This window comes from Methanothermobacter sp. (assembly GCA_030055615.1).
Taxonomy (GTDB): domain Archaea; phylum Methanobacteriota; class Methanobacteria; order Methanobacteriales; family DSM-23052; genus Methanothermobacter_A.
Map to the genome: position 1 here is coordinate 27580 of JASFYN010000002.1, position 22655 is coordinate 50234.

Sequence of the window (22655 nt, forward strand, 5' to 3'; positions counted from 1 at the left end):
GGATCTTATAGTATAAATACTTATAGGTTATCAGGGATTTAATACACAAAAGATATATATAGGTTTCCATCAATTGAAATTAGTGGTGATAGCATGGAAGTCTTAGATGATGAAACCATAAAGATGAGATACATCGAACTAGTAAAAAAGGGTATAATAGAAGAGGACGAATGCGCATCCTATACAAAGAATATAGACCTCAAACCTTGCATGAGAAAAAAAGTAGAAGAATTTGAAGATTTTTTCATACCAGGCACCGTCCTGGTCAGTGAAAGGGCATCCTACCGCTTAAGGATAGGATACCCCATGGAATAAACTATATTGTAACGAATTTTCCCGCTTTTGTAATAGAATACTTTTCCAGGAGATGGGACTGCTTCACAAGTCCCATCTCTATAAGGTCACTTAAATGCTTATAAACCATGGCCCTTGATACTCCAACCTTTTTCGCGATTTCTACAGCAGTTAAATTTTCATCCTCTAAAACCTCTAAAATCTTAAGTTTTGAATCTGATATATCAAGCTTAGGAATGGGTAATCTGACCGAGGTTTCCCTGAAACAAGTGAAGATAGCATCAACACCCTCTTTGAAGGCTGCAAATGCTAGAAGACCTCCAATATCGTCGCCATTATAGGCTACATAGACTTTACCATGCTTTTTAGCCCCCCTTATAATCTCAGATATCTTATAGCATGCTTTAAGTGGGTCTTCAGTTTCTATTTTTATAAGACCGCCTTTAACGAACCTTTCGAGGGATAAGTCATTAAATTTTTCGCTCTGAACTAGTATCAAACCATCTACTTTATTCCTCATTGTAACATCAAAGAGGCATCGGCCCCTCAAATTTGTAACAAGAGTCTTCATATAATCACCTTCCACTAATCTCACATATAATCATATCAATCTAATATAAGTATTGACTCTTCTATGATACGACTCTAATGGATGGGAAAGTTTAAATAAAACCCCCCTGAAAAACCAAAAATTAGACTACAACAAACTCCCAGGGGGATAACATGAAAACAGAATTAGTAATCTCAGGAGATGACCTATCTACCCGAAAAATCAACAAAATGATAAAAGAAGGCCTAAAAGACAACACAAAAAAATTCATAATAGAAAACAACAAAAAACTCGACTCACTCGTCGTAGGAATACGAGAAGAAGCAGAATTCATACTAAAAGGAGAATTCGGCGACTTCATAGGAGCACTCAACGACGGCGCCCAGATAAAAGTCATCGGAAACACTGGAAGATACCTAGGAGACAATATGACAGCAGGAGAAATAATAGTTGAAGGATCAGCCGAAGACGGCGTCGGATTCGGAACCTACAACGGCACAATAGTAGTCCACGGAGACGCTGGAAACGGCGTTGGACAATTAAACAAAGGAGGAACAATCATCATAGACGGGGACATAAAAGATCTCGCAGGATTATACATGCTAAGCGGGGACATAATAGTAACAGGAGACGCTGGAAAAGACACAGGAGATTGGATAATCGGAGGCAACATTTACGTGGCAGGGGACTTCGAAACAGGAACCAACGCCAAAGTAAGCAAATTAGAAAAAGAAGACATACTAAAACTCTCAAAACTCTTTTACGATTATGGGATAGAAGCCGAAGTAGAAGAATTCAAAAAAATACAACGCAAAAAACTCCGCCCATTCTACGGCTAAAATGAGGTGAACTATATGGTTCAAATACTCTTAACAGACCCTCAAAAATGTGACGGATGCAATGAATGTATAGAAGCATGTGAAAAAACTACAGGTCACGCATCAATCTTTTTAAATGAATTGGAAGATGGATACCACGCTATCGTATGCCAACAATGCGTGGATCCAGCATGTGCAAGAGGATGTTTCAGAGATGCTATAAGAAAAGAACACGGTATAGTTAAAATAGAACAAGAGGCATGCATAGGCTGCAAACTCTGCATGCTAATGTGCCCAATAGGTGCCATAACATATTCAGAAAATGGCATGATAAAATGTGACCAAACTTGCATAGAAAAACCAGGGGACACACCAGCATGTGTAGCAGCATGCGAAAAAGGATGCCTAGAAGCAGTTGACGTGAGAGAAGTTGTAAGTGACATACAAAAAGGCTTTGAATTAAAAACCGCGACATCATCAAGTTCATTAACACCATCTTCACCATCATCAGACCTTGCAGCAGCCACCCAAGGACTCTGCGTATTCTGCGGAACCTGTGAAGTAGTATGCCCAGTAGATGCAATAAAAGTCGTTGAAAGCCACCCTGAAATCGACAGGAGAAAATGTATAATGTGTGGATCATGTCTAGCAGCATGTCCAGTACTCTTACCAACTGGCGCCGGGAGCATATGGGATCCAAGGACAATAGCAAACATAAGATACACATCCAAAGCAGGTAAATATGTCCTAAGGGGCTTTGGAACTGAAAGAAGACTGCCGAACTTCGACGACATACTAATAGTACCGGCACAAGCATCAATAGCACCAGTAGACAAATACAGAGAACCCTGTAACACCCAAGTAACCCTCGGAACAAGATATGCAGAAGAACCCCTCACACTCCAAACACCAGTACTCATAGCAGGAATGTCATTCGGAGCCCTTAGCAAAGAAAGCAAACTAGCACTAGCCAAAGGTTCAGCCATGGTAGGATCTTGCGCCAACACAGGTGAAGGTGGAATGCTACCAGAAGAAAGAGAACTATCAGACAAACTCATAGTACAATACTCATCAGGAAGATTCGGAGTCTCATCAGAATACCTAAACGTTGGAGACGCAATAGAAGTGAAAATAGGCCAAGGAGCCAAACCAGGAATGGGAGGGCACTTACTAGCCGAAAAAGTAAGCCCAGAAGTCGCCAAAATCAGAGGCATACCAGAAGGTACAGACGCTTTAAGTCCCGCAAGATTCTTGGATGCAAAAGACAAAGAAGATTTGGCAAAACACATAGAACTCCTCAGAGAAGTTACAGACTGGAGAGTGCCCATCATAGTCAAATTCGGACCAGGAAGAGTATACGAAGATGTTAGAATAGCAGCAGAGGCAGGAGCAGATATAATAGCCGTAGACGGGATGGAAGGCGGTACAGGAGCAGCTCCAGAAGTCGTGATAGAACATACAGGCATACCCACACTCTCAGCACTAGTACAGGCAGTAAAAAGCCTAGAAGACATGGGCCTAAAGGATGAAATAGACCTTATTATAACCGGTGGTATAAGAAGTGGTGCAGATGTGGCCAAGGCAATGGCAATGGGGGCAGACGCGGTGTACATAGGGACAGGTGCAATGATAGCAATGGGATGCCGAGCCTGCAGAATGTGCTACACAGGAAAATGTCCAGTAGGTGTCGCGACACAAGACCCAGAGCTGAGAAAAAGGTTAGATGTTGATATAGCGGCAAGAAAAGTCGCAAATTACATAAAGGCCATGACTGAAGAAACCAAGATGCTAGCACAACTTGCAGGACATGACGACATAAGACAATTTAACCCAGACGACTTACGTGCACTGGACACGAACACAGCAGCAATAACCGGACTAAAACTAATAAACGAATAAAAAAAACGCCAAAAAAAAGTATGAGGTGGCAAATAAAACCCCCCCACTATTTTTTTCTCATCTTATAGAATAGATATGCTATGGCTGCAAAGCCAAAGGTGAGTATTGATAAAATCCCTAATATTAGGACTTTGATTATTATAGGGGGCTTGTAGTGTACTCTGTGTACTTTTATGGTGCTTTTAACGATTTTGGGGGCTTTCCTTTTTTTAGATAGAGTGGATGGTGCAGATTTCACTTCTAGATCGTCTGCATGGACTATGATAGTCCTTTTTATGCTCTTTCTCCAATCTGGTCTCATCCCTTTCATCTCCCACCCAATCATAATTTAGTGGGTTAAATTATTTAAGTGCTTCGAAATAGGAAACCCCCCATGGCAAGATTATCGGAACATGGATTTTGGAATGCGCCCTTAGGATTTTTTTGGCCTAATATTGTATGAATTTTATCATCTGGATAAGGTCTTGGGCGCTTTCTATTCCCGCTTTTAGGTCTAGGTTTATATAGGCCTTTCTTCCTGCGCTGTAACTTGATGATAGTATGATCTGGTTGCCTATAATCTGGTAGCCATCCACTGGGGTGTGCCCAACTATCATGGCATTACATTTAACTCTCCTCAGGAATTCATCTATGTCCTCTTCTAGGTAGGATCCGTAACGGTTCCATAACATCTCATATACCGCTGGGCTTTGGTAGCCACCCTCTTTTATGTTGATTATATCATCTAGGCCCCTTATATGCCTTGATGGACCAGCATGGCTTATGAAGACTTTATTTTTTGTTTTAACAGCGAATGGCAATTCTTTGAAGAATCTTTTATATGATTCTAGCTTTTCCATCCAATTATCCCCAAATTTTTCATTTAATAATCTCTCGAATGATAGGCTCTGGTTTATGCCACCTTTAAAAACATCTATGCCTGTGATATGTGACCATTCATGATTTCCAAGGAGAAGATGGAAATTCTTATAACGGCGATAATATACTCTCAATGTTTCTAGGATTTCTACTGATCCGTCCTCGTATCCCATGGAGTGTATGAAATCTCCAGTGAAGACAATAGGATATTCTCTGTTGTAGTCTTTTTCCCATATTTTAAGATATATTTTAAAGTCTGTGAGATTACCATGAAGATCTGTCACAACAAGTAAATTGTCACTTCCACCAACTTCTATGAGGCCACCCCTATATTTCGTTGACATAGGCATCAAAATATTATGAGGGTGTAGCTAATATTTATATGAGGTCCTATGAAAATTTCCCATATTTCAGTAAGTGATAAGATAACATTGCTCGTATGCGGGTGCAATTTCAAGTGTAAATATTGTTTTTTCAAACCGCAAGATTGCACAAGTCTTACAGCGAAGAGCCTATATGATATGCTTTCCAAAATAAAAAAGGTATACAATCTCTCTATGATTACAATAGCCGGTGGGGAACCCACTCTCCAAGATGATCTCCCAAATTTGACGAGATTCCTAGATGGAAACTTTCACAGTATATTATCCACCAATGGATCACACTTACTTGAAATAATAGACAAATTAAAAGTCAATGAAGTCCATGTGAACCTTAAGGCTTTGGATGATAAAAAACATAAGATTCTCACCTCTCAATCAAATAAAAGAATCCTTGAAGTCGTAGAATATCTTGGAGAAAACAAGAGGGATCTTAATTTTAAAGTGGAAATTTCAACCGTACTCATACCTGGTATAATTGGGGTGTCTGAAATTGGGAAGATCGCAAAATTTATTGGAAGATGGGATCTACCATATCATATAATAGCCCATGTGCCCAGTCGTTTGAATGCGCCGAGACCATCAAAGAGCATATTAGAGGCTGCGAAGAAAATCAGCCAAAAATACTTATCAAATGTTTCAACTTCACTAGAATCTAGAAGGCATAGAAGAGGAAAAAAGATACTCATCCAAAAAAGTTTGATAATAAAAGAATAAAGGATGGGGGGTATCAATGGATACAAGGATTCTATCAATTATGGTATTATGTGTGTTAGTGGTGGGTGTATTTGCAGTTGCAGCAGAAAATAAAACAACAAATCAGTCAATAGGGAACAAATCAAACATTACAAATAATACCACTAATGTACAACCACTTTCGGTTTGGACATCTGTTAGTGTAACCCCTTCTACTTTAAATCTTGGGACGATAGCCCCTGATGGCATAGAAAGGAGTTATCCAAATGCTGCAACTGTAACAGTCACATATTTTTTGGCATATAATGATCGTCTTTCTGTAAGGGCGAGTGGTGATTTAGTAAATGCCAATGGTTCGACGATCCCATTATCGAATCTTAAGTTCAGCACCTCTAACATTGCTAAAAGATCATTCACAACATCAGATTATACCATATTAACTTATAGTGGACTTTGGGGCTCTCAAACGGTCCCTATGAACTTTTATATTACTATACCAGTTTTCACTGATCCTGGCACCTACTCTGTGACTATAATCTATACAGCAACTTAAAAGAACGGATTTACCAAAAAAGATCACGAAAATAGAACCACCCAGAGGAGGCGGCGAAATATAGCCCCCCATAGTAAAAAAGATATTCAAATTTTCACATAAGATGTTTAGGGGGGGATCCCACTGTTGGGAGAGTGGATGAGTGTGATGTCCCCCCCACACCAATGTTTTGCTATCTTTTGGGGGAGGTTATGTTAAATAGACTAAGGTGGGAGGGGAAGATCCTTTAATCACCAAAAGATTTTAACAATGAGTGAAAGCATATAAGAAATTTGGGGGGATCAGATGGATCCAAAAGTTTTATCTCTTGTGATATTATTTGTGTTCGTGGTTGGAGCTTTTGCAGTTGCAGCAGAAAATAAAACAACAAATCAGTCAATAGGGAACGAATCAAACATTACAAATAATACGATAAAGATACAGCCACTATCAGCGCGGGTAAGTGTTAATGTAACCCCTACGGTCGTATATTTCGGAACAGTACCCCCTGATGGCATTGAAAGGAGCTACCCAAATGCTGCGACGGTAATAATAGATCACCAGGGGGCTAGCGATTTCTATGTGAGAGCAAATGGCAATCTAGTAAGTGATAGTGGCTTAGAGATTCCAATATCATACCTTAAGTTTAGCACACCTAATTCCCCCATAAGACCATTTACAACAGAAAATCAATGGATATCAAAATATCCAGGGAGTGGAGTTGAAAGGATTCCTATAAATTTTTATATCACGATACCCACTTACACTGATCCTGGTACATATTCTGCGACTATAATATATACAGCAACTTAAAGGCCCCCCTTATTTCATAAATTAGAAGGAGCCCTCCTCAAAAAAAAGAGTGAATATTCCATAACAAGGTATGTGCATGTAAAATGTTAAAAAGAGCTATGGATATGATAAACCTCCAAAGCAAGGAATAGAAGCTTATATCTACACATTACAATTTTTTTGGTTGTAAGGGGGGCTCTCTCCATGAAGCAAATTTGAAATACCTATGAGAGATATCACATAGTGTGTGATTATAGTCACAACTCTTTTTATATTAAATCCCCAATTTTCACATAAATAGAAAAATTTAAATATATCCTATGAATAAGATCTAATTCAAAAGAACAAAGTTTTTTTGGTGAAAGGAATGAAGGAAAAGATAGGGGGCCTAATGGCACTACTAGTGGCTTTGATCCTTGCTGTAGCGATAGGAGCATATGACACATCATCAGCAGCCACTGCAAATCAGGAAGTCCAAGTATCAGTACAAGAGGCAATATCAATACAAGTTGACACTCCACTAAACTTTGGTAATCTGAGTGCAGGCGATACTTACAATAGCCCAAATTACAATATAAGGAACACTGGGAATGTTAAAATAGATCTTTATGTCCAGACAAATGACACAGCCTTCAGACCAACCACAGAAAACACCCAAGATACAATACCAATAGCTGGTAATTATAGGATAAGGAGCAATGTTACCGGAGGCTTCGAACAACTTTCAACAAGTCTTTTGAAGATCTATGATAACATGCCAAAGGCTAGCCAAGGCTCAGGAACACCATTTACATGGACCACACAACAACAGTTAACAATACCTGCATTTACAGAAGATGGAACCTACATTATAACTCTAATTTACACTGCCGTAAAACACAACGTGCAACCATAGTATAGATCCCCATTCCAATTTTTTTAGAAAAACAAAAATTTTTTTATTTTCTCTTCATTTATTATTATTAATCAAATTTACATAAATTATCTGGGGGAGTCGGATGAAGTTCAAGGTTTTTGTGGCAATTTTAATGTTCATATTCATTTTAGGGTCATTGTATCCAATTATTGCAACGGGTTTATGGGCTTCGCCAGCGGAATTCCGCTACAACCTCAAACCAAGCGAGACAGTAACCGGTGAAGTTACAATAAAGAATATCGGGGACGAGACAGTTAATGTTACTGTGGAGAAAAAGAGACTTCTTATGGACAGCATACACCTTGTATATTCTGATAAAGGTATTGCAAAGTGGATAACAATCAACAGTAACACAACATTCACCCTAAAACCTGGAGAATCCAAGAAAATAAGATTCAGTGTAAAGGCACCATCTAGGATAAATTATTCAGATGCTGTAGGCGCACTCGTTATAAGGGGTCTTCCTGTCGTAGAGAATGCCACAGGTGGGACGCAGATCACCCACGGAGTCGAGTTAGTGATACCGATAAGGGTGGGGCTCCCAGGGCCTATCATAGAATCCCTACAACTTTTAGATCATAGGATTCCAAGTGTACTTTTAAGTTTTATTCCTGGTGAGTTTGTCTATGAGCTTAGAAATAATGGTACAGTACAGGCCAACATGACCGGGGCAATAGAAATCAAGGGCCTGACCACCCATAGAATACCTATAGATGGTGTCGTATATCCTGAGGACAATTATACACTTGTTGAAAGGTGGACCCCAGGTTGGACAGACCTTGGATTATACAAAGTAGATACCAGGATAGATTATGGTAGGTTCCAAAAGACCAAGACAATAGAAACTAGTGATACTCTCATAGTTATACCAGTGTGGCTCATAATCCTAATCATAGTAGGGGCAGTTATCTGGGTATTGCGTCGAAAAGGTGTTGAACCACCTATAACAGTGAAAATCGAAAGAAAAAAATAAGATTATTGGAATTCTATTCTTTTTATTCTTTCCATTGCCTCTTTGGTGTTTTTTTGAGTGTTGAATGCTGATATCCTGATGTATCCTTCTCCGTGGGGTCCGAATCCTGTGCCTGGTGTCACAACTACCTGCGCCTCATTTAGGAGTTTGTCGAAGAATTGCCATGAGCTCATATTATTTGGTGTTTTAACCCAAATGTATGGTGCATTGATTCCACCATAATATTCTAGGCCCGTGTCTTTTAGGTTTTCTCTTATTATCTTCGCATTTTCCATGTAGTATTTTATTGATTCTTTGATTTCTTTTTGTCCTTTTTTGGTGTATGTTGCTGCTGCGGCAGCCTGTACTGGATAGGATACGCCATTGAATTTTGTGGTTTGTCTTCTGTTCCACAGGTTGTTTAATTTGTATTTTTTGCCTTGGCTGTCTTCTGCTTCTACTTCTTCTGGTACTATTGTATAGGCGCATCTTGTACCTGTGAAGCCTGCTGTCTTCGAGAAGCTTCTGAATTCTATCGCAACCTCTCTGGCCCCATCTATTTCATAGATGCTGTGCGGTATCTTTTTTTCTTGTATGTATGCTTCGTATGCTCCATCAAATAGTATTATGCTATTGTTGTCCCTTGCATAATCTACCCATTCTTTTAATTGGTCTTTTGTCAGGCTTGTTCCTGTTGGATTGTTTGGGTAACAGAGATAGATTAGGTCTGCTTTTTTTTCGGGTAGGGGTGGTTGGAAGTTGTTTTCTGCCGTGCAGGGTAGGTATATGATGCCGTTGTATTGGCCTTTTTTGTTTTGTGGTCCTCCGCGGCCTGCCATGACATTACTTTCGACATATACTGGGTATACTGGGTCTGTTATGGCGACTTTATTTTCGGTGCTGAATATTTCTTGGATGTTTGCTGTGTCGCATTTTGCACCGTCGCTTATGAAAACTTCATCTATGGTTAGTTTTATGCCCCTTTTTTTGTAGTCGTTTTCTATTATTGCTTCTCGGAGGAATGGGTAGCCTTGTTCTGGACCGTATCCTTTGAATGTTTCCTTGTGGGCCATTTCATCTACTGCTTTGTGGAATGCTTCTATGACTGTTTGTGGTAGTGGTCTTGTAACGTCTCCTATTCCCATGCTTATTATGTTGGCTTTTGGGTTTTCTTTTTTGTATTTTTCTACTTTTTGGTTGATTTTGGAGAATAGGTAGCTTTCTTCGAGGTGTAGGTAATTTTCGTTGATTAGTGTCAACTTTTTAGCCTCCCCTTTTATTTGTGAGCGTAATAGAATGTGGTTTTTTTGTTTGTTTTATCTACTCTTGCGAATCCGAATCTTTCAAGTTGTACTATTTGATCGGTTTTGAGGTTTTTGGCGGCTGGTTCGAGTAAGCCCTTTACAGTTTTTGCGTTTGGCATTATTACATTGGCTGGTATGTTCTCGTCCATTGGCACCCAGTGTATTATTTTTGCATTGTGTTTTCTCGCTTCTTCTAGGCTACTGCTGTGATATTCTAGGCTGTTATTTTTTATTTTGACGTTGACGGCATCTACTAGTCTTAGTATTTTTGCGTTTTTGAGGTCGTCTTTTTGGATGTAGACTTTGCCATTGAATGGTATTTTTCTTTGGCCTCTTTCTGGGTGGTCTGGGTGTAATGGTCTTTCTATTGTACCTTTCAGGTGCTCTGGGAGGTTTTTGATTTTGAATGGTGTGGGTTGGGCTACGAAGAAGTATCTGTTGGCTATCTCATCTAGTATGTTTTTGTTTAGGCCGTAGATTTTTTTCCAGGTTAGGGTTGAGTCTGCTATTTTTGCGCCGATTTCTATCATGGCTTCTCTTATGGCCTGTGCTTGTATTCCTCGCCTTTTTATGGCTCTTATTGTGCCTAGTCTTGGGTCGTCCCATCCTTTGTATGTTCCTTTTTGTATTCCTTCTCTTGTTTTGGATGTGCTTAGTTGTATGTTGTCCATGTGTAGTCGGCCGTAGTGTATGAATATGGGTGGCTTCCATTTTAGGTGTTTGTAGAGGTATTCTTGTTTTTCTGTGTTTGTTATGTGGTCTTTTCCTCTGAGTACGTGGGTTATTCCTAGTAGGTGGTCGTCTATTGTTACTGCGAAGTTCATTGTGGGGTATACTCTGTATTTTTTTCCTGTGCGTGGGTGTGGTTCATCTACTATGCGGAGGGCTACCCAGTCTCTTATGGCTGGGTTTTTGTGTTTGAGGTCTGTTTTCACTCTGAGGACTGCTTCTCCTTCTTGTAGTTGGTGCATTTTCTCCCAGCGTTTGAGGTTTTCTTCTGTTTTCAGGTTTCTGCATGGGCATGGTTTGGATTGGTCTTTTAGTTTTTTGAATTTTGCCGGTTCACATGTGCAGATGTATCCTCCGCCTTTTTGTAGTAGTTTTTTCGCATATTTGTAGTAGGTTGGGATTCTGTCGCTTTGTATTATGAGTTGGTCCCATTTTATTCCTAGCCATTTTAGGTCTTCTTGTATCATCTTGTAGGCTTTGGGGTCTACTCTTCTGGGGTCTGTGTCTTCCATGCGGAGTATTAGTTTGCCGTTGTATTTTTTGGCGTATTCGTGGTTTAGTATTGCGGCTCTTGCATGTCCTATGTGGAGTGGCCCGCTTGGGTTTGGGGCGAATCTTAAAATGACCTTTTCTTGGGTGTTGGGTAGTGGTGGTAGTTTTTTCTTTTTTTCGGCTTCTTTTTTTTCTTTTAGTTTTATTCCTAGTTTTTTTAGTTCTTTTTTTTGTTGTTTGGGGGTTAGTTTGTTGACTTTTTCTACTATATTTTTTGTTTTTTCCAGGACTTTTTGGGGTTTTTTTCTGAGTTGTGGTTCGTTACTCATGATGGCTCCTATCACTGCTTTGTCTAGGGCTTTGCCTTTGTGTTTGACCGCGTTTATTAGGGCGTATTTGTATATTATCTTTTCTAGGTCCATTGTCTCCCCCAGTTTTAGTGTTTTCTTTCGATTATGAAGTCTGCTATTTCTTTTAGGAGTTTTTTGGCTTGTGATTCTTGTAGTATTTTGATTTTTTCTTTGGCTCTTTTGGTGTATTCTTTGGCTAATCTGTGGGCATATTCTATTGTTCCATATTTTTCGAAAATTTTTATGGCTTCATTGACGCCTTCTTGGCTTTTGGCTTCTAATATTCCTATCAGTTTTTCCCTGTCCTGTTTTGAGGCTTTTTCTAGGGTTTTTACTGTGAGTATTGTCATTTTTCCTTCTGCTATGTCGCTTCCTATTGGTTTTCCCAAGGTTTTTTCGTTGCCTGCTATGTCTAGGTAGTCGTCATGGATTTGGAATGCTAATCCTATTAGTTTCCCATATTCTCCTAGTGCTTCGATTTCTTCGTGTGTACCCCCACCCATTATAGCCCCGGATCTTGTGGCGGCTGATATGAGTGCTGCTGTTTTCTTGTAGATCATTTCAAGGTATTCTTCTTCTTTGATGTTGAAGTTTTCTTCAAAGCCTATGTCTAGTGCTTGTCCTTCACATATTTTCACGCAAGAATCTATGATAGTTGATAGTGCGCTCGTAACACGCTTGTATGAGATTTCATCGATTCTAGTCTTTAAAGTGCTTTCGAAGGCCTTGGAGAATAGTATGTCACCTGCGAGTATTGCCATGGATTCTCCCCAGAGTACGTGAACTGATGGTTGGCCTCTTCTCATCTCATCTTTGTCCATGATATCATCATGTATTAGTGAGAATGTGTGTATTAGCTCGATAGCTGTTGCAACATTCATGGCATCCTCTATTTCACCACCTACGGCCTGGCAACTGAGTAAGGCTAGTGTTGGCCTGATCTTTTTACCCCCGGCACTTATGAGGTGCATTGAAGCCTCGTATAGGCTCTCTGGTGTTATGTCAGCTAATATTTCTTCTAGTTTTGGGTTTATGAGCTTGGAGTATTCTCCAAGTGTTTCCATTAAATCCAAATCAGATCCCTCCATTGAAGACTTGGGCTTGTCCATTCCTTAGTATGTGGATGTCGTTACCCAACCTGTAACCTTCTTCTTCGGCGAGTTCAGCATATGCTGATAACATGTAAATGTCGCCGTGGGCTGGGATTACATGGACTGGGTTGAGCATCCTAAGGAAGTCCCTGTGATCCTCTTTACCAGCATGTCCTGATACATGAGCGTTTGTATAAATCCTGGCCCCACTTGATATGAGCCTTTTCTCCATGAGATTGCGATTTGCTATATTCATTGGATTGGGTATTACTGGAGCTGAAATGATGATGTTGTCTCCTTGCTTTACATTAAATTGCGTTTTACCATTGGCTATCCTGGGCAGTAGGGCGTCTGGTTCGCCCTGATGCCCTGTTGTCACGAGCAGATAATCTTCTCTTTTGGCCTCGGCCCTTGCAAGGGCCCTGTTAACTGATTTGGGACTTCCGAATATGCTCGCATTTTCTGGTAATTTTAAAATCCCCATGGATTCTGCTAGGCTGCAATATCTTTCCATTGACCTTCCAAGTAGAAGTATTTGCCGGTTGCTTTTTTTCGCTATGTCGCTTATGGCTTGTATACGTTCGATGTGTGATGAGAATGTGGTTACTATCATGGCGGATTTTTCTTCGAGTGGTCTTTTCATTATATCCTCGAGTATTATCCTTGCAACTTTCTCTGATGGTGTTTTAACCTCCTCTGAGTCAGCTACTCTTGTTGTTTCCACTATTAATGCCAGCACTCCTTTACGTCCTAATTCCTTTAGGCGATGGTAATCTGGGGGTGGTGATATTATCTGGTGGTCGTCGAATTTGAAATCTAGACCATATACTATTATACCTTCTGGTGTGTGTAGGGCTGCTATGACCGACTGGGGTATGCTATGTGTAGCATTTATAAATTCTAGTGTCATTTCAGGTGATAGTTGACATTTTTCACCAGCATTTAGAACTTCTAACCTATTGGGGACGTTGAATTTTCTCTCTGATTTTATTATGCGTTCTATTAATGCTATGGTGTAGGGTGTTCCTATTATTGGTGCGTTGTAGCGGTGAGCTAGTTTCGCCACTCCTCCGATGTGGTCTAGGTGGCCGTGTGTAAACACTATTGCCCTTACTTTCCCGTTAACTTCTCTCATGAGTGTGTCATCTGGTATGACACCTCTTTCGATGAGGTCTAGGCTGTGCATCCTTGCAATGTCGGTATCTTCATGTATATGTACTCTGTCGAGGTGTATTCCCATGTCGAATATTACTACGTCGTCGTTTATTTTGACTGCTGACATGTTTTTTCCTACTTCTTCGTATCCTCCGATGGCGATGATTTCAACGGTCACTGTCGTCGCCTCCTTGCATATTTTGATGTGTTAAAGCCCCTCTCATGCAACCATGTTCTTGTTTCGCCTTTTATCACGAGTGGGGCTTTTTTAAGTTCTTCTATGTTCTGGGCGCCCGCTAAGTACATTGCCACTTTCAGAGATTCATTAAATTTCTTTATTACATTGATAACCTCCCTGTGGCCTTTCTGAGCCGCTTTGAGTACTGGTAGGGCTATCCCAACAGCGTCAGCCCCTAATGCTATTGCCTTGGCAGCATCTAATCCGCTTCTTATCCCACCTGATGCTATCACTGGTATTTTAACTGTCTGCGCAACCTCTACTGTGCTAGCAGCTGTTGGTATGCCCCAATCCCAGTATAATCTCCCAAGATGTTTTTTTTCGGCCCTGTATGTTTCAACAGCAGCCCAGCTAGTCCCCCCTGCCCCTGCAATGTCTATGGCCGCCACTCCTATCTCTTCTAATTTAAGGGCATCCTCTGCACATATACCGGCACCGGTTTCTTTTACGATTACTGGCACTTTTATATTCTTTATTATCCTTTTGATGGAGTCTACCAATCCACTGGAGTTTATGTCACCTCCTGGTTGTATGGACTCTTGTAAGGGGTTTAAGTGGATTGCCAGGGCGTCTGCATCTATCATTTCAACTGCAGCTTCTGCATATTCTACTTGGGGCGCTCCAATATTCCCTATTAGGAGTGTTGATGGTGCCTCTTCCCTTGCAATAGTATAAGTGTCCTCGAGTGATGGATCTTCTATACCTGCTCTTTGGCTTCCAACTCCTAATCCTATACCTAGTTCTTCAGCAGCCTTTGCAAGCGCCCTATTTATATTAAGGGCCGCGGGATGACCCCCTGTTATGGCTGTTATCATTATAGGTGATTTTAGTTCTTTTCCGAGTAATTTTATGCTCAGGTCGATTTCTTCGGTGTTAACTTGGGTTAATGCGTGGTGTACGAGTTCCACGTCCTTGAATCCTGTATCTTTTCTGTATTCTACATCATAGTGTGTGCATAATAGTATGTGTTCCAATTTTCTGTCTGAAATCATCATATATCCCCATCTATAATTGTCTTTTTAAGCCTTTGGCCTAGAAGGGCCTTTTTGATGTTACCTGGTTTCTTGGCGTTGATTATTTCAGAGTTCACCCCTTTTTTGGCTAATAGTAAGAGTTCTTTTATCTTCCCATGCATGGCCCCGGTAGCGTCCTCTGATCCTGCGGGCTGATATTTGATGTCTTTGAGGGATTTTATCCGTTTTAGGAGTTTGGCGTTTGGGTATTTTTTAGGGTCTTTGTCGAATACTCCGTCGACGTCTGTTCCAAGTATAACCTTTTCAGGTTTTAGTGTTTCCCCGAGGTATTTTATGATCTGGTCGCCTGAGAGTACAGACATTTTCAAGTTTTCGTCTGTATCGAGCACTACATCACCATAGGTTACTGGTATGAAGCCCCTTTCAAGGTATGAGGTTATTACTCTATGATCTGCATGTTTTATTCTCCCATTATATGCTAATATGAAAGATGAGGGTTGTATTGAAACAACTGGTAGATTCACTTTCCTTAGTGCGTCACATACATGAATATTTAAAAGTTTAACCCATTTTTGTATTATGGAGAATCCCATCATCTTCTTTTGCAGTTCTTCAGCACTTGTTGGGGCTCCGATTCTATATTTTTTCGCTAAGGGGTGTCCAAAGGATCCGGCTCCATGGACTATTATAAGGGATGATGGCAGAGAATCTGATATCTCCTTGGCGATCCTTTTAAGGTTTTCATGGTCTAGGGTGGGTTTTGAGGCTTCTTTTTTTGTTATGACACTTCCACCCAATTTTAATATGATCAATTCGCACACCTGTCCCCCTTTTAACATGTTAAAAAAACACTAGGATAGAGTAAGAGGTTGGCCCAACTTTCTTGGGGAGTGGTCCAATAAATTTTATTGTTTTGTGAAAACTCCTCTCTTTGCAGGGTCTGCTTTCATGGCATTATATCCTTTACTTTTTAGGGTTTCTATGATTTTTTTTGTTCTATTGGGTGAGTATGCTATTATACTTCCGCCTCCGCCTGCTCCTGTTATCTTGGAGCCTAATGCCCCTGCTTCCCTACTAGTGTATATCATCTCTGATAAGCTAAGATTGTTGACACCTATTGCGTCTAGGAGGCCTTGGTTTATGTTCATTAATTCTCCGAGGGTTTCTTTGTCATTGGTTTCCAGTGCTTTTTTTGCTTTTTTTGTGGTGTGTGCTATGGTGTCCATGATATGGTTTATGATGGTGGGGTGGCGTTCCATCCTTTCTTTCACGAATTTAACCATCTTTGCAGTATTTTCTGGTTGTGTGTATCCTATGACTATGGAATCTTTGAGGTCTCCTTTGATTTGTTCTATTTTTTTCTCCTCGTTGAGGTATATTAGGCCTCCGTGTGTTGATATGGATGTGTCTAGTGGACTCGCGGCACCTTGAACTTCTAATTCGACTTTGTGGGCTCTTTTGGCGATTGAAGGTAATTTGATCTTCCTATTGTGGTATTTGTCGAGTGCTGTTATTGTGGCGACTGTAACAGCGGCTGATGAGCCCAAACCAGCCCCTATGGGTATTTCGATTTCAAGTTTTATTTTGATGGGTGTGGAATCATGATAAAATTCTAGGGCCTTAAGGATATAATTTAGAATGCCTATTTCACCCTTCTTTAACTTTAATCCGGTTTCCGGGCTGATTATGGCCTCTAGGCCGATATCATCAAATTTTATCCTTGTATGGTCTTTATGGGATTTTTTGATGGTTATGGTGGCTCTTTTGTCTATTGCGAGTGCTATGGCTGGTTTGCCATAGACTACAGCATGTTCTCCGAATAGGATGGCTTTCCCGGGTGCAGAAGCCCTTGAAACCATTAGAATCACCAATGGTTGTCCCTTTGGGGTTATTTGAGGATGACTGATGCGTATCCCACAACTGATGAATTGTCACCTGTTATATCACCACTGGTGGCGTATTTTAGTAGTTTGCCTTTGGTAGCTCCTAGTCCCTTGGCTGCGATGATGGAAGCTGCTACTGGACCATAACCACACATGCTAACATTGTGCTGGTAAATTCTTTCGTACATCATATTTTCGTCTAATGATAATATGGCTTCAAGCACTTTCTGGTCTTTTTTGTATGCTACCTCTGCTGGTTCATAGTGTGTGAAATCTGTACTTGCTATGATCAGAACATCCTTTCCAGAACTCGCATCTTTTATTGTATCTCCTATTTCCTTTGCTGTTTCAAGGTCTTGCATCCACATGCAAATAGGCACTATCTTAAAGTCTTGGTTAAAATATTGTAGGAATGGTAGGTGGACTTCGCAACTATGCTCTCCTATGTGGGCTGATTCATCCATATCTATTATCCCAGAGGCTTCTAGGAGTTCCTTTGCGAGTTCTTCATCGATTTTAACAGAGCCTAATGGTGTTATCCATTCTCCTTTTGACATCATGGATATGCCCGAGCCCATGCCTGTATGGTTCGGACATAATATTATAAAAGTTTCGGGAAAGCCATCGGCTGCAACTTCATGATAAGCGTGGGCTGCCACTGGTCCTGAGTACATGTAACCTGCATGTGGTGCTATGACAGCCTTTAGTTTCCTTTTGTTTCCTATTTTTGGTATTTTTCCTGGGCCTAGTTTATGTTGGAAGCACCATTCTATCCTTTTTCTTAGCGCGTCTGCTTCGGCTTCATAGAATGTTCCTGCTACTGCAGGGTTTCTTTTCATAAAATCACATCATATTTTTACTTCGAATTCTGTTGGGGGAACATCAAGGTCCTCGTCTTCTTTTAGTATGCCTTTTTCTCTGAGGAATTGCCTTGTGAGCAGCCAATAGACTAGTGCTAGGGCTTTTCTGCCTTTGTTGTTCACTGGTATGGCTATGTCCACGTTCCCTAGCAGGTTTTCGGTATCGCATAGGGCGACTACTGGTATGTTCACTTGTTTTGCTTCTACGATGGCTTGGGAGTCTGCTCTTGGATCTGTTGCGACGAGTACCTTGGGTTCTATGAATTTTGGGAAGTTTGGGTTTGTTAGCGTACCTGGGATGAATCTGCCGGGGATTGTTTTAGCCCCGGTTATTTCTCCGAACTTTTTCACGGGTTTTTGCCCGTATTGTCTTGTTGATACTGCAAGTATGTCATCTGGTTCATATTTTGCCAGGAATTTTGCGGCTGCTATGATTCTGTCATTTGTTTTCCTAATATCTAATACGTATAGGCCGTCTGATCTTACACGGTAGATGTATTTTTCCATGTCGGCTGTTTTTTGTTGTGTGCCGATATGTAGGCCTGCTGCTAAGTATTTGTCCAATGGAATTAGGAGTTCTGCCAAGTATATCACCTCTTTGGTAGTTTCGCCATCCTAGCGTAGGGTATTTCTTCTTGGATTCTGATGAGTTCGTTTAGTTTGGCTATTCTTTCACCGCCTATGGCTCCTGTTTTTATTATGGGGGCTGAAAATGCTACTGCTAGGTGTGCTATAGTTTCGTCTGTTGTTTCTCCTGATCTGTGAGAGACTACTGGGATGTAATTGTTTTCTTTTGCTAGTTTCACTGTTTTGTATGTGTCTGTTAGCGTGCCTATCTGGTTTGGTTTTATGATGATGGCGTTTGCGGCGCCTATTTCGATTCCTTTTTTGAGTATTTCACTGTTTGTTACGAAGATGTCGTCTCCGCAAATTATGCATTTGTCACCTACTTCTTTTGTTAGTTGCGCGAATCCTTGGAAGTCTGATTCGTGTAGTGGATCTTCTATAAAGAACATCTTGTAGGTTTTTATTAGTTCTTTGACGAATTCTATTTGTTCGCCTGTGTCGCGTTTTATGTTTTCTTGCTTGTAGATGTATTTTTCTTCTTTGGGGTTCCAGAGTTCCGTGGCTGCGAAATCTAGTGATGGTCTTATTTCGATTCCTGTTTCGTCTCCTATTTCTTCGCAGGCTCTTGCTTGTATTTCTAGGGCTTCGTAGTTGGATATTTTTGGGGCCCATCCTCCTTCGTCGCCTTTTCCCCCTGTAAATTCAGGGTCTTTGGCTTGTATTAGTTCCCGTATCCTTGCATGGACTTTTGAGTTTGCGAATACGGCTTCTTGGATGCTATTAGCACCCTTTGGGATTACAAGGAATTCTTGGATATCTGGGGCGTGTTTTCCTGCGTGTGCTCCACCGTTTATCATGTTTCCTAGTGGATATGGTATGCTTGTTGCGAAATTGCCCCCAAGGAATTTATACAATGGGAGGTTGTATGATGATGCAGCTGCTTTGGCCGCTGCCATTGAAACTGCTACTATTGTATTCCCACCAATATTAGATAGGTTTTCTGTCCCGTCTATCTCTTTTAGTATGAGGTCTATGTCTTCAAGGTATTCTGCGTCCATTCCTATCAGTTCAGAGGATATGACATCCTCTAGTTCGCTTATTACCTTGTCAACTCCGCCTTCCGGGAATGCTACAACTTCTCTGGTTCCTGTGCTGGCACCGCTGGGTGCTGCTGCACGTCCGAAACCATTCCATGTTATCACGTCTACTTCTATTGTAGGGTTTCCCCTACTGTCTAATATTTTTCTCACCCTAACATCTTCAATAACAGTCTCCACATGAACACCTCTTTTCCAATGTAAAACTCTAAAAAAGGGGTAGAAATAGTGGTTGATTTTTTTAGAGTTTTTATTTTCTAACAGCTAATGGTATAACGCTTTTTTTAAGTTCGAGGGTGGCTATGTCAATGGGGTCTTTGCTTTCTGGGATCTTTACTAATGGTTTAGCCCCCATTGCTAGTTGAAGAGCCCTCGCCCCTATCAGCCTAGCCTTTTCAAATCGGGTCATTTCACTCATTATTTTTTCCCTCCTATGATAATAATGTGGAAGGGGGGTTCTTTTGATGGGACCGCCGAGATTTGAACTCGGGTCTCCAGCGTTCCAGTGGATCCTCCCTTTTTTATCCATCCCCGGGCTGGGAGGATGGACCAGGCTACCCTACGGTCCCTCATACTCTACCATGTGTCAACATGTGAAATTAGCATGCGCCTGCAACAGTATCTTTTCAATCCCAGGTCATCGAGCACTTTCTTTGGGCTTTCACCATCTTTTACTCTTTCCTGATATTCATTAAAATATGCGGATATTGGTTTTCCGCAACTGAAACATCTTATGGGGATCATCTTTTCCTCCTTTAAAATAATTAGTTTTGGGGAAATATATAAGTTTATCGATAGCTCTTTTGTCTTCGAGCCCTAGCCCCTCTACCACCATATTTTTTGGGTTCTGAGCGTCTTGGGTCTCCGACGAGCATAGTACGGTCATATTGTGAGAATTTTTCTTTAAGTTCCATGTCATTGGTCCATTGTATAAGGCCTCTTGCTATGGCCATCCTGGCGGCTTCTGCCTGTCCCATGACACCCCCGCCTCTTACATTCACTTTTATGTCTATGTTCTTCGTAATTTCTTCACCTGCTAATTTTAGGGGTTCTAATATTTTGAGGCGGGCGAGTTCGGGTTGATATAATTCTACTGGTGTTTTGTTGATCCTCACTCTACCTTTACCCTCATAGAATGTTGCCCTTGCAATGGCGGTTTTCCTTTTTCCACTCGTATGTACTATCTTTTTCATCATAGCCACTCCAATTTCCTCTTTTAGAATTTGGCGCCTAATAGCCTTGATATTTCACCTAATTTCACTCCTTTGCGGATGGGTGATCTTTTAGCTTCTGGTATCTGGATTAACTCCGCATCCTTGTATTCTCTTGGAATACCTACATAAGCTCTTAGGCGTTTGAAAGCTTCTCTGCCCTTTGCCTTCTTGTATGGTAGCATCCCCCTTACTGTTCGCCTGAATATGTCATCAGGCCTCCTGGGATACTTGGGGCCCATCCTTCTGGGGTTTGATATGCTTGCTCTGTCTATTCTTTGTTTGTATTTTTTGTGGGCCCATTCTTTTGATCCTGTGATAATTATCTTGTCTGTGTTGAGGACTATTACTTTTTCGCCTTGGAGTAATTTTTTGCTCACAATACTTGCAAGTCTTCCTAGGATATGTCCTTTAGCGTTGATGATCATGATGATAACCCCTTTATCCTATTATTTTTATATTGGAGCCTTTTGGGTTTTCTTCTAATAGTTCTTCTATTGTGAGGTGTTGGCCTTTCGCCTCTCTTATTTTATCTTTCGCTGTTTTTGAGAATTTCCATGCTGCTATTTTAACCTTGTGGTCTAGTCTGCCTGTTCCCAGTACTTTACCTGGGACTATTATTGTATCGTTCTCGGTTGTGTGCCTGTTTATCCTTGATATGTTGACTTCTGCCATTTGTCTTGTGGGTTTTTCCAATCTTTTGGCGATGTCTTTCCATATTGCCACATTTTCTTGTGATGATTTCTTTTTAAGGGTGCGTATAAGTTTTATGAGATTGGGGTTTGTCTTTGTAATCTTTTTCGCCACTTTATGGTCCTCCTTAAAATGCTTTTGTTATGTTTTCTGCTTTTTCCATTAGGATGTCACATGCTCTTTCTAGGACTTCTTCTGGTGGTATTGAACCGTCTGTTTCTATTTTGAAGATGAATGACCCTTCTTCGTATCCTACTTTTATGGCTCCTCTGTCACATGCTCTCATACAAGTTTTACACATTGTGCAATCTTCGATATTCCCTATTTGGGGTTTTTTGGGGCTTTCTTCTAGGATCCCCTTTGGGCATGCTTTTACGCATTCGTAGCATTGTTCGCATTCTTCTCCTATGGTTATCTTTGGATAGTATTTGTATGCGCATGCTGTGGTGGGCTTCCATTTGGCATGTTCCATTCCAAGGCCTAGCTGTGCTATAGCCTCTAATTCTATCTCTTCATCCTCTCTAAGTTTTAAGATTGGTATGGTATCATATACTGGTACTATTTTCTCATCTTCTGATACTAGATCCTTTGAGTAGACTATCCCTGGGCCTTTCTTTTTTAATGTTAGGGATACGCTACATTTTGGACAGTAGTCTTCGCAGTCGCATTCACTTGGCATTATTATACCATTTATTGCCTCTTTATCCGATTTTAGTGGGATTAGACCGAGTCTGTGCGCTACGATCTCATCGAACATTGATGAGTCATTTTTTATTATGTTAACGTATTCTATTGCTATTTTGGGGACTTCTGTCATGCTGGTTCTTCTTATAGCATTGACAAATGATGTGTCAGCATCTTTTATAATGAGGGTTATCTCATTTTCGGATTTTTCCTTCATGTTTATATCCATTTTAGACCCTTCTCCCTCTTCTGCCTCCAGGTCTCCCTGTGCCATCATGTGGTATTGGTGTGACATCCTCTATTTTACCTATTTTTAAACCTGCACGGGCTAAGGCCCTTATGGCCGCCTGTGCACCTGGTCCGGGTGTTCTTGGCCCGTTTCCTCCAGGTGCCCTGACTTTTATGTGTAATCCTGTGATGCCTTTCTCTTTGGCGTCCTCGGCTGCCCTGGTAGCTGCTTCCATTGCAGCGAATGGTGAGGCTTCTTGTCTGTCAGCCCTCACAACTCTTCCACCAGACCATTGTGTCACGGTCTCTGCTCCTGTGATATCGGTTATTGTGATTATTGTGTTGTTGAATGATGAGTAGATGTGGGCGATACCCCATTTTTCTTTTCCTTTAGCCTTGGCCATTGTACTAC

General features: G+C 40.9%; 28 protein-coding genes and 1 tRNA gene. 8 read left to right on the forward strand and 21 right to left on the reverse strand.

Annotated elements, in window-relative coordinates; translation table 11 throughout:
- The first annotated feature begins 93 nt into the window (after window positions 1-93).
- On the forward strand, window positions 94-315 hold the full coding sequence (locus tag QFX38_03215) for a hypothetical protein (GenBank protein ID MDI9623880.1): 222 nt from the start codon (window positions 94-96) through the stop codon (window positions 313-315).
- A 1-nt stretch (window position 316) separates the two neighbouring features.
- On the opposite strand, the gene QFX38_03220 is transcribed toward QFX38_03215, so the two are convergent.
- Window positions 317-865 (reverse strand): helix-turn-helix domain-containing protein, encoded by a 549-nt coding sequence (locus tag QFX38_03220; protein ID MDI9623881.1) that lies wholly within the window; start codon window positions 863-865, stop codon window positions 317-319.
- A 152-nt stretch (window positions 866-1017) separates the two neighbouring features.
- Here QFX38_03220 and QFX38_03225 point away from each other — a divergent pair, with 152 nt between their 5' ends.
- Entirely contained in the window at window positions 1018-1683 is a 666-nt protein-coding gene (locus QFX38_03225; protein MDI9623882.1) for a tributyrin esterase, read from the forward strand.
- Between the two features lie 15 nt (window positions 1684-1698).
- Complete coding sequence (locus QFX38_03230; protein ID MDI9623883.1) at window positions 1699-3561, forward strand: glutamate synthase-related protein; 1863 nt, start codon at window positions 1699-1701, stop codon at window positions 3559-3561.
- Window positions 3562-3607: 46 nt separating this feature from the next.
- Here the strand turns inward: QFX38_03230 and QFX38_03235 are convergent, their stop codons facing one another.
- Together QFX38_03235 and QFX38_03240 are read right to left on the reverse strand one after the other, a co-directional pair.
- A complete protein-coding gene (locus QFX38_03235) occupies window positions 3608-3871 on the reverse strand; it encodes a hypothetical protein (GenBank protein MDI9623884.1) in 264 nt (87 codons plus the stop codon).
- A 118-nt stretch (window positions 3872-3989) separates the two neighbouring features.
- The gene (locus QFX38_03240; protein ID MDI9623885.1) at window positions 3990-4763 is read right to left on the reverse strand and encodes a metallophosphoesterase; all 774 of its coding nucleotides are present in this window, start codon (window positions 4761-4763) and stop codon (window positions 3990-3992) included.
- 48 nt (window positions 4764-4811) lie between these two features.
- Here QFX38_03240 and QFX38_03245 point away from each other — a divergent pair, with 48 nt between their 5' ends.
- The 5 genes from QFX38_03245 to QFX38_03265 all read left to right on the forward strand — a co-directional run bounded on the left by QFX38_03245 (window position 4812) and on the right by QFX38_03265 (window position 8708).
- The gene (locus tag QFX38_03245) at window positions 4812-5516 is read left to right on the forward strand and encodes a radical SAM protein (protein MDI9623886.1); all 705 of its coding nucleotides are present in this window, start codon (window positions 4812-4814) and stop codon (window positions 5514-5516) included.
- 52 nt (window positions 5517-5568) lie between these two features.
- Window positions 5569-6048 (forward strand): hypothetical protein, encoded by a 480-nt coding sequence (locus QFX38_03250; protein ID MDI9623887.1) that lies wholly within the window; start codon window positions 5569-5571, stop codon window positions 6046-6048.
- A 285-nt stretch (window positions 6049-6333) separates the two neighbouring features.
- Window positions 6334-6840: a hypothetical protein gene (locus tag QFX38_03255; protein ID MDI9623888.1), complete on the forward strand. Its 507-nt coding sequence runs from the start codon at window positions 6334-6336 to the stop codon at window positions 6838-6840.
- A 346-nt stretch (window positions 6841-7186) separates the two neighbouring features.
- Window positions 7187-7714, forward strand: a complete 528-nt coding sequence (locus QFX38_03260; GenBank protein MDI9623889.1) for a hypothetical protein — start codon at window positions 7187-7189, stop codon at window positions 7712-7714.
- A 103-nt stretch (window positions 7715-7817) separates the two neighbouring features.
- Window positions 7818-8708 carry a hypothetical protein gene (locus QFX38_03265; protein MDI9623890.1) on the forward strand — a complete coding sequence of 297 codons (891 nt, stop codon included), beginning with the start codon at window positions 7818-7820 and terminating at the stop codon, window positions 8706-8708.
- Window positions 8709-8710: 2 nt separating this feature from the next.
- On the opposite strand, the gene QFX38_03270 is transcribed toward QFX38_03265, so the two are convergent.
- From QFX38_03270 to QFX38_03355, 18 genes are all read right to left on the reverse strand, one after another.
- The gene (locus tag QFX38_03270) at window positions 8711-9946 is read right to left on the reverse strand and encodes an LL-diaminopimelate aminotransferase (protein MDI9623891.1); all 1236 of its coding nucleotides are present in this window, start codon (window positions 9944-9946) and stop codon (window positions 8711-8713) included.
- A gap of 17 nt (window positions 9947-9963) precedes the next feature.
- A complete protein-coding gene (locus tag QFX38_03275; protein MDI9623892.1) occupies window positions 9964-11634 on the reverse strand; it encodes a glutamate--tRNA ligase in 1671 nt (556 codons plus the stop codon).
- A gap of 14 nt (window positions 11635-11648) precedes the next feature.
- Window positions 11649-12626 carry a short chain isoprenyl diphosphate synthase IdsA gene (gene idsA, locus QFX38_03280; protein MDI9623893.1) on the reverse strand — a complete coding sequence of 326 codons (978 nt, stop codon included), beginning with the start codon at window positions 12624-12626 and terminating at the stop codon, window positions 11649-11651.
- A gap of 10 nt (window positions 12627-12636) precedes the next feature.
- Window positions 12637-13986: an RNase J family beta-CASP ribonuclease gene (locus QFX38_03285; GenBank protein ID MDI9623894.1), complete on the reverse strand. Its 1350-nt coding sequence runs from the start codon at window positions 13984-13986 to the stop codon at window positions 12637-12639.
- On the reverse strand, window positions 13983-15038 hold the full coding sequence (gene fni / locus QFX38_03290) for a type 2 isopentenyl-diphosphate Delta-isomerase (GenBank protein MDI9623895.1): 1056 nt from the start codon (window positions 15036-15038) through the stop codon (window positions 13983-13985). Before fni ends, QFX38_03285 begins: the two co-directional genes overlap by 4 nt.
- Complete coding sequence (locus QFX38_03295) at window positions 15038-15832, reverse strand: isopentenyl phosphate kinase (protein ID MDI9623896.1); 795 nt, start codon at window positions 15830-15832, stop codon at window positions 15038-15040. Before QFX38_03295 ends, fni begins: the two co-directional genes overlap by 1 nt.
- A 93-nt stretch (window positions 15833-15925) precedes the next feature.
- A complete protein-coding gene (mvk, locus tag QFX38_03300; protein MDI9623897.1) occupies window positions 15926-16888 on the reverse strand; it encodes a mevalonate kinase in 963 nt (320 codons plus the stop codon).
- A gap of 20 nt (window positions 16889-16908) precedes the next feature.
- Window positions 16909-17742, reverse strand: coding sequence for an AmmeMemoRadiSam system protein B (gene amrB / locus QFX38_03305; GenBank protein ID MDI9623898.1), 834 nt, complete (start codon window positions 17740-17742; stop codon window positions 16909-16911).
- A gap of 9 nt (window positions 17743-17751) precedes the next feature.
- Window positions 17752-18348 (reverse strand): 30S ribosomal protein S2, encoded by a 597-nt coding sequence (gene rpsB / locus QFX38_03310; GenBank protein ID MDI9623899.1) that lies wholly within the window; start codon window positions 18346-18348, stop codon window positions 17752-17754.
- 5 nt (window positions 18349-18353) lie between these two features.
- Window positions 18354-19607: a phosphopyruvate hydratase gene (gene eno / locus QFX38_03315; GenBank protein MDI9623900.1), complete on the reverse strand. Its 1254-nt coding sequence runs from the start codon at window positions 19605-19607 to the stop codon at window positions 18354-18356.
- A 70-nt stretch (window positions 19608-19677) separates the two neighbouring features.
- Window positions 19678-19845, reverse strand: a complete 168-nt coding sequence (locus QFX38_03320) for a DNA-directed RNA polymerase subunit K (protein ID MDI9623901.1) — start codon at window positions 19843-19845, stop codon at window positions 19678-19680.
- Between the two features lie 47 nt (window positions 19846-19892).
- Window positions 19893-19996: transfer RNA gene (locus tag QFX38_03325), tRNA-Pro, on the reverse strand.
- Window positions 19997-20003: 7 nt separating this feature from the next.
- On the reverse strand, window positions 20004-20171 hold the full coding sequence (locus tag QFX38_03330) for a DNA-directed RNA polymerase subunit N (GenBank protein MDI9623902.1): 168 nt from the start codon (window positions 20169-20171) through the stop codon (window positions 20004-20006).
- A gap of 44 nt (window positions 20172-20215) precedes the next feature.
- Window positions 20216-20620 (reverse strand): 30S ribosomal protein S9, encoded by a 405-nt coding sequence (locus QFX38_03335; GenBank protein MDI9623903.1) that lies wholly within the window; start codon window positions 20618-20620, stop codon window positions 20216-20218.
- A 23-nt stretch (window positions 20621-20643) separates the two neighbouring features.
- Window positions 20644-21066, reverse strand: coding sequence for a 50S ribosomal protein L13 (locus QFX38_03340; protein MDI9623904.1), 423 nt, complete (start codon window positions 21064-21066; stop codon window positions 20644-20646).
- 13 nt (window positions 21067-21079) lie between these two features.
- Window positions 21080-21445 carry a 50S ribosomal protein L18e gene (locus QFX38_03345; protein ID MDI9623905.1) on the reverse strand — a complete coding sequence of 122 codons (366 nt, stop codon included), beginning with the start codon at window positions 21443-21445 and terminating at the stop codon, window positions 21080-21082.
- A gap of 13 nt (window positions 21446-21458) precedes the next feature.
- Window positions 21459-22244 (reverse strand): DNA-directed RNA polymerase subunit D, encoded by a 786-nt coding sequence (locus tag QFX38_03350; protein MDI9623906.1) that lies wholly within the window; start codon window positions 22242-22244, stop codon window positions 21459-21461.
- 1 nt (window position 22245) lies between these two features.
- The gene (locus tag QFX38_03355) at window positions 22246-22647 is read right to left on the reverse strand and encodes a 30S ribosomal protein S11 (protein ID MDI9623907.1); all 402 of its coding nucleotides are present in this window, start codon (window positions 22645-22647) and stop codon (window positions 22246-22248) included.
- Between the last annotated feature and the right edge of the window lie 8 nt (window positions 22648-22655).

Excerpts from the sequence above, each read along its gene's own strand:
- QFX38_03260 (MDI9623889.1), top strand. The coding sequence starts at position 7,187 with ATGAAGGAAAAGATAGGGGGCCTAATGGCACTACTAGTGGCTTTGATC.
- QFX38_03275 (MDI9623892.1), bottom strand. The coding sequence starts at position 11,634 with ATGGACCTAGAAAAGATAATATACAAATACGCCCTAATAAACGCGGTC.
- QFX38_03215 (MDI9623880.1), top strand. The coding sequence starts at position 94 with ATGGAAGTCTTAGATGATGAAACCATAAAGATGAGATACATCGAACTA.
- amrB (MDI9623898.1), bottom strand. The coding sequence starts at position 17,742 with ATGAAAAGAAACCCTGCAGTAGCAGGAACATTCTATGAAGCCGAAGCA.
- QFX38_03240 (MDI9623885.1), bottom strand. The coding sequence starts at position 4,763 with ATGTCAACGAAATATAGGGGTGGCCTCATAGAAGTTGGTGGAAGTGAC.
- QFX38_03340 (MDI9623904.1), bottom strand. The coding sequence starts at position 21,066 with ATGATCATCAACGCTAAAGGACATATCCTAGGAAGACTTGCAAGTATT.
- QFX38_03335 (MDI9623903.1), bottom strand. The coding sequence starts at position 20,620 with ATGAAAAAGATAGTACATACGAGTGGAAAAAGGAAAACCGCCATTGCA.
- QFX38_03220 (MDI9623881.1), bottom strand. The coding sequence starts at position 865 with ATGAAGACTCTTGTTACAAATTTGAGGGGCCGATGCCTCTTTGATGTT.
- QFX38_03265 (MDI9623890.1), top strand. The coding sequence starts at position 7,818 with ATGAAGTTCAAGGTTTTTGTGGCAATTTTAATGTTCATATTCATTTTA.
- QFX38_03330 (MDI9623902.1), bottom strand. The coding sequence starts at position 20,171 with ATGATCCCCATAAGATGTTTCAGTTGCGGAAAACCAATATCCGCATAT.
- QFX38_03255 (MDI9623888.1), top strand. The coding sequence starts at position 6,334 with ATGGATCCAAAAGTTTTATCTCTTGTGATATTATTTGTGTTCGTGGTT.
- idsA (MDI9623893.1), bottom strand. The coding sequence starts at position 12,626 with ATGGAAACACTTGGAGAATACTCCAAGCTCATAAACCCAAAACTAGAA.
- QFX38_03235 (MDI9623884.1), bottom strand. The coding sequence starts at position 3,871 with ATGAAAGGGATGAGACCAGATTGGAGAAAGAGCATAAAAAGGACTATC.
- QFX38_03230 (MDI9623883.1), top strand. The coding sequence starts at position 1,699 with ATGGTTCAAATACTCTTAACAGACCCTCAAAAATGTGACGGATGCAAT.
- QFX38_03225 (MDI9623882.1), top strand. The coding sequence starts at position 1,018 with ATGAAAACAGAATTAGTAATCTCAGGAGATGACCTATCTACCCGAAAA.
- QFX38_03355 (MDI9623907.1), bottom strand. The coding sequence starts at position 22,647 with ATGGCCAAGGCTAAAGGAAAAGAAAAATGGGGTATCGCCCACATCTAC.
- QFX38_03245 (MDI9623886.1), top strand. The coding sequence starts at position 4,812 with ATGAAAATTTCCCATATTTCAGTAAGTGATAAGATAACATTGCTCGTA.
- fni (MDI9623895.1), bottom strand. The coding sequence starts at position 15,038 with ATGATTTCAGACAGAAAATTGGAACACATACTATTATGCACACACTAT.
- QFX38_03320 (MDI9623901.1), bottom strand. The coding sequence starts at position 19,845 with ATGAGTGAAATGACCCGATTTGAAAAGGCTAGGCTGATAGGGGCGAGG.
- QFX38_03350 (MDI9623906.1), bottom strand. The coding sequence starts at position 22,244 with ATGGATATAAACATGAAGGAAAAATCCGAAAATGAGATAACCCTCATT.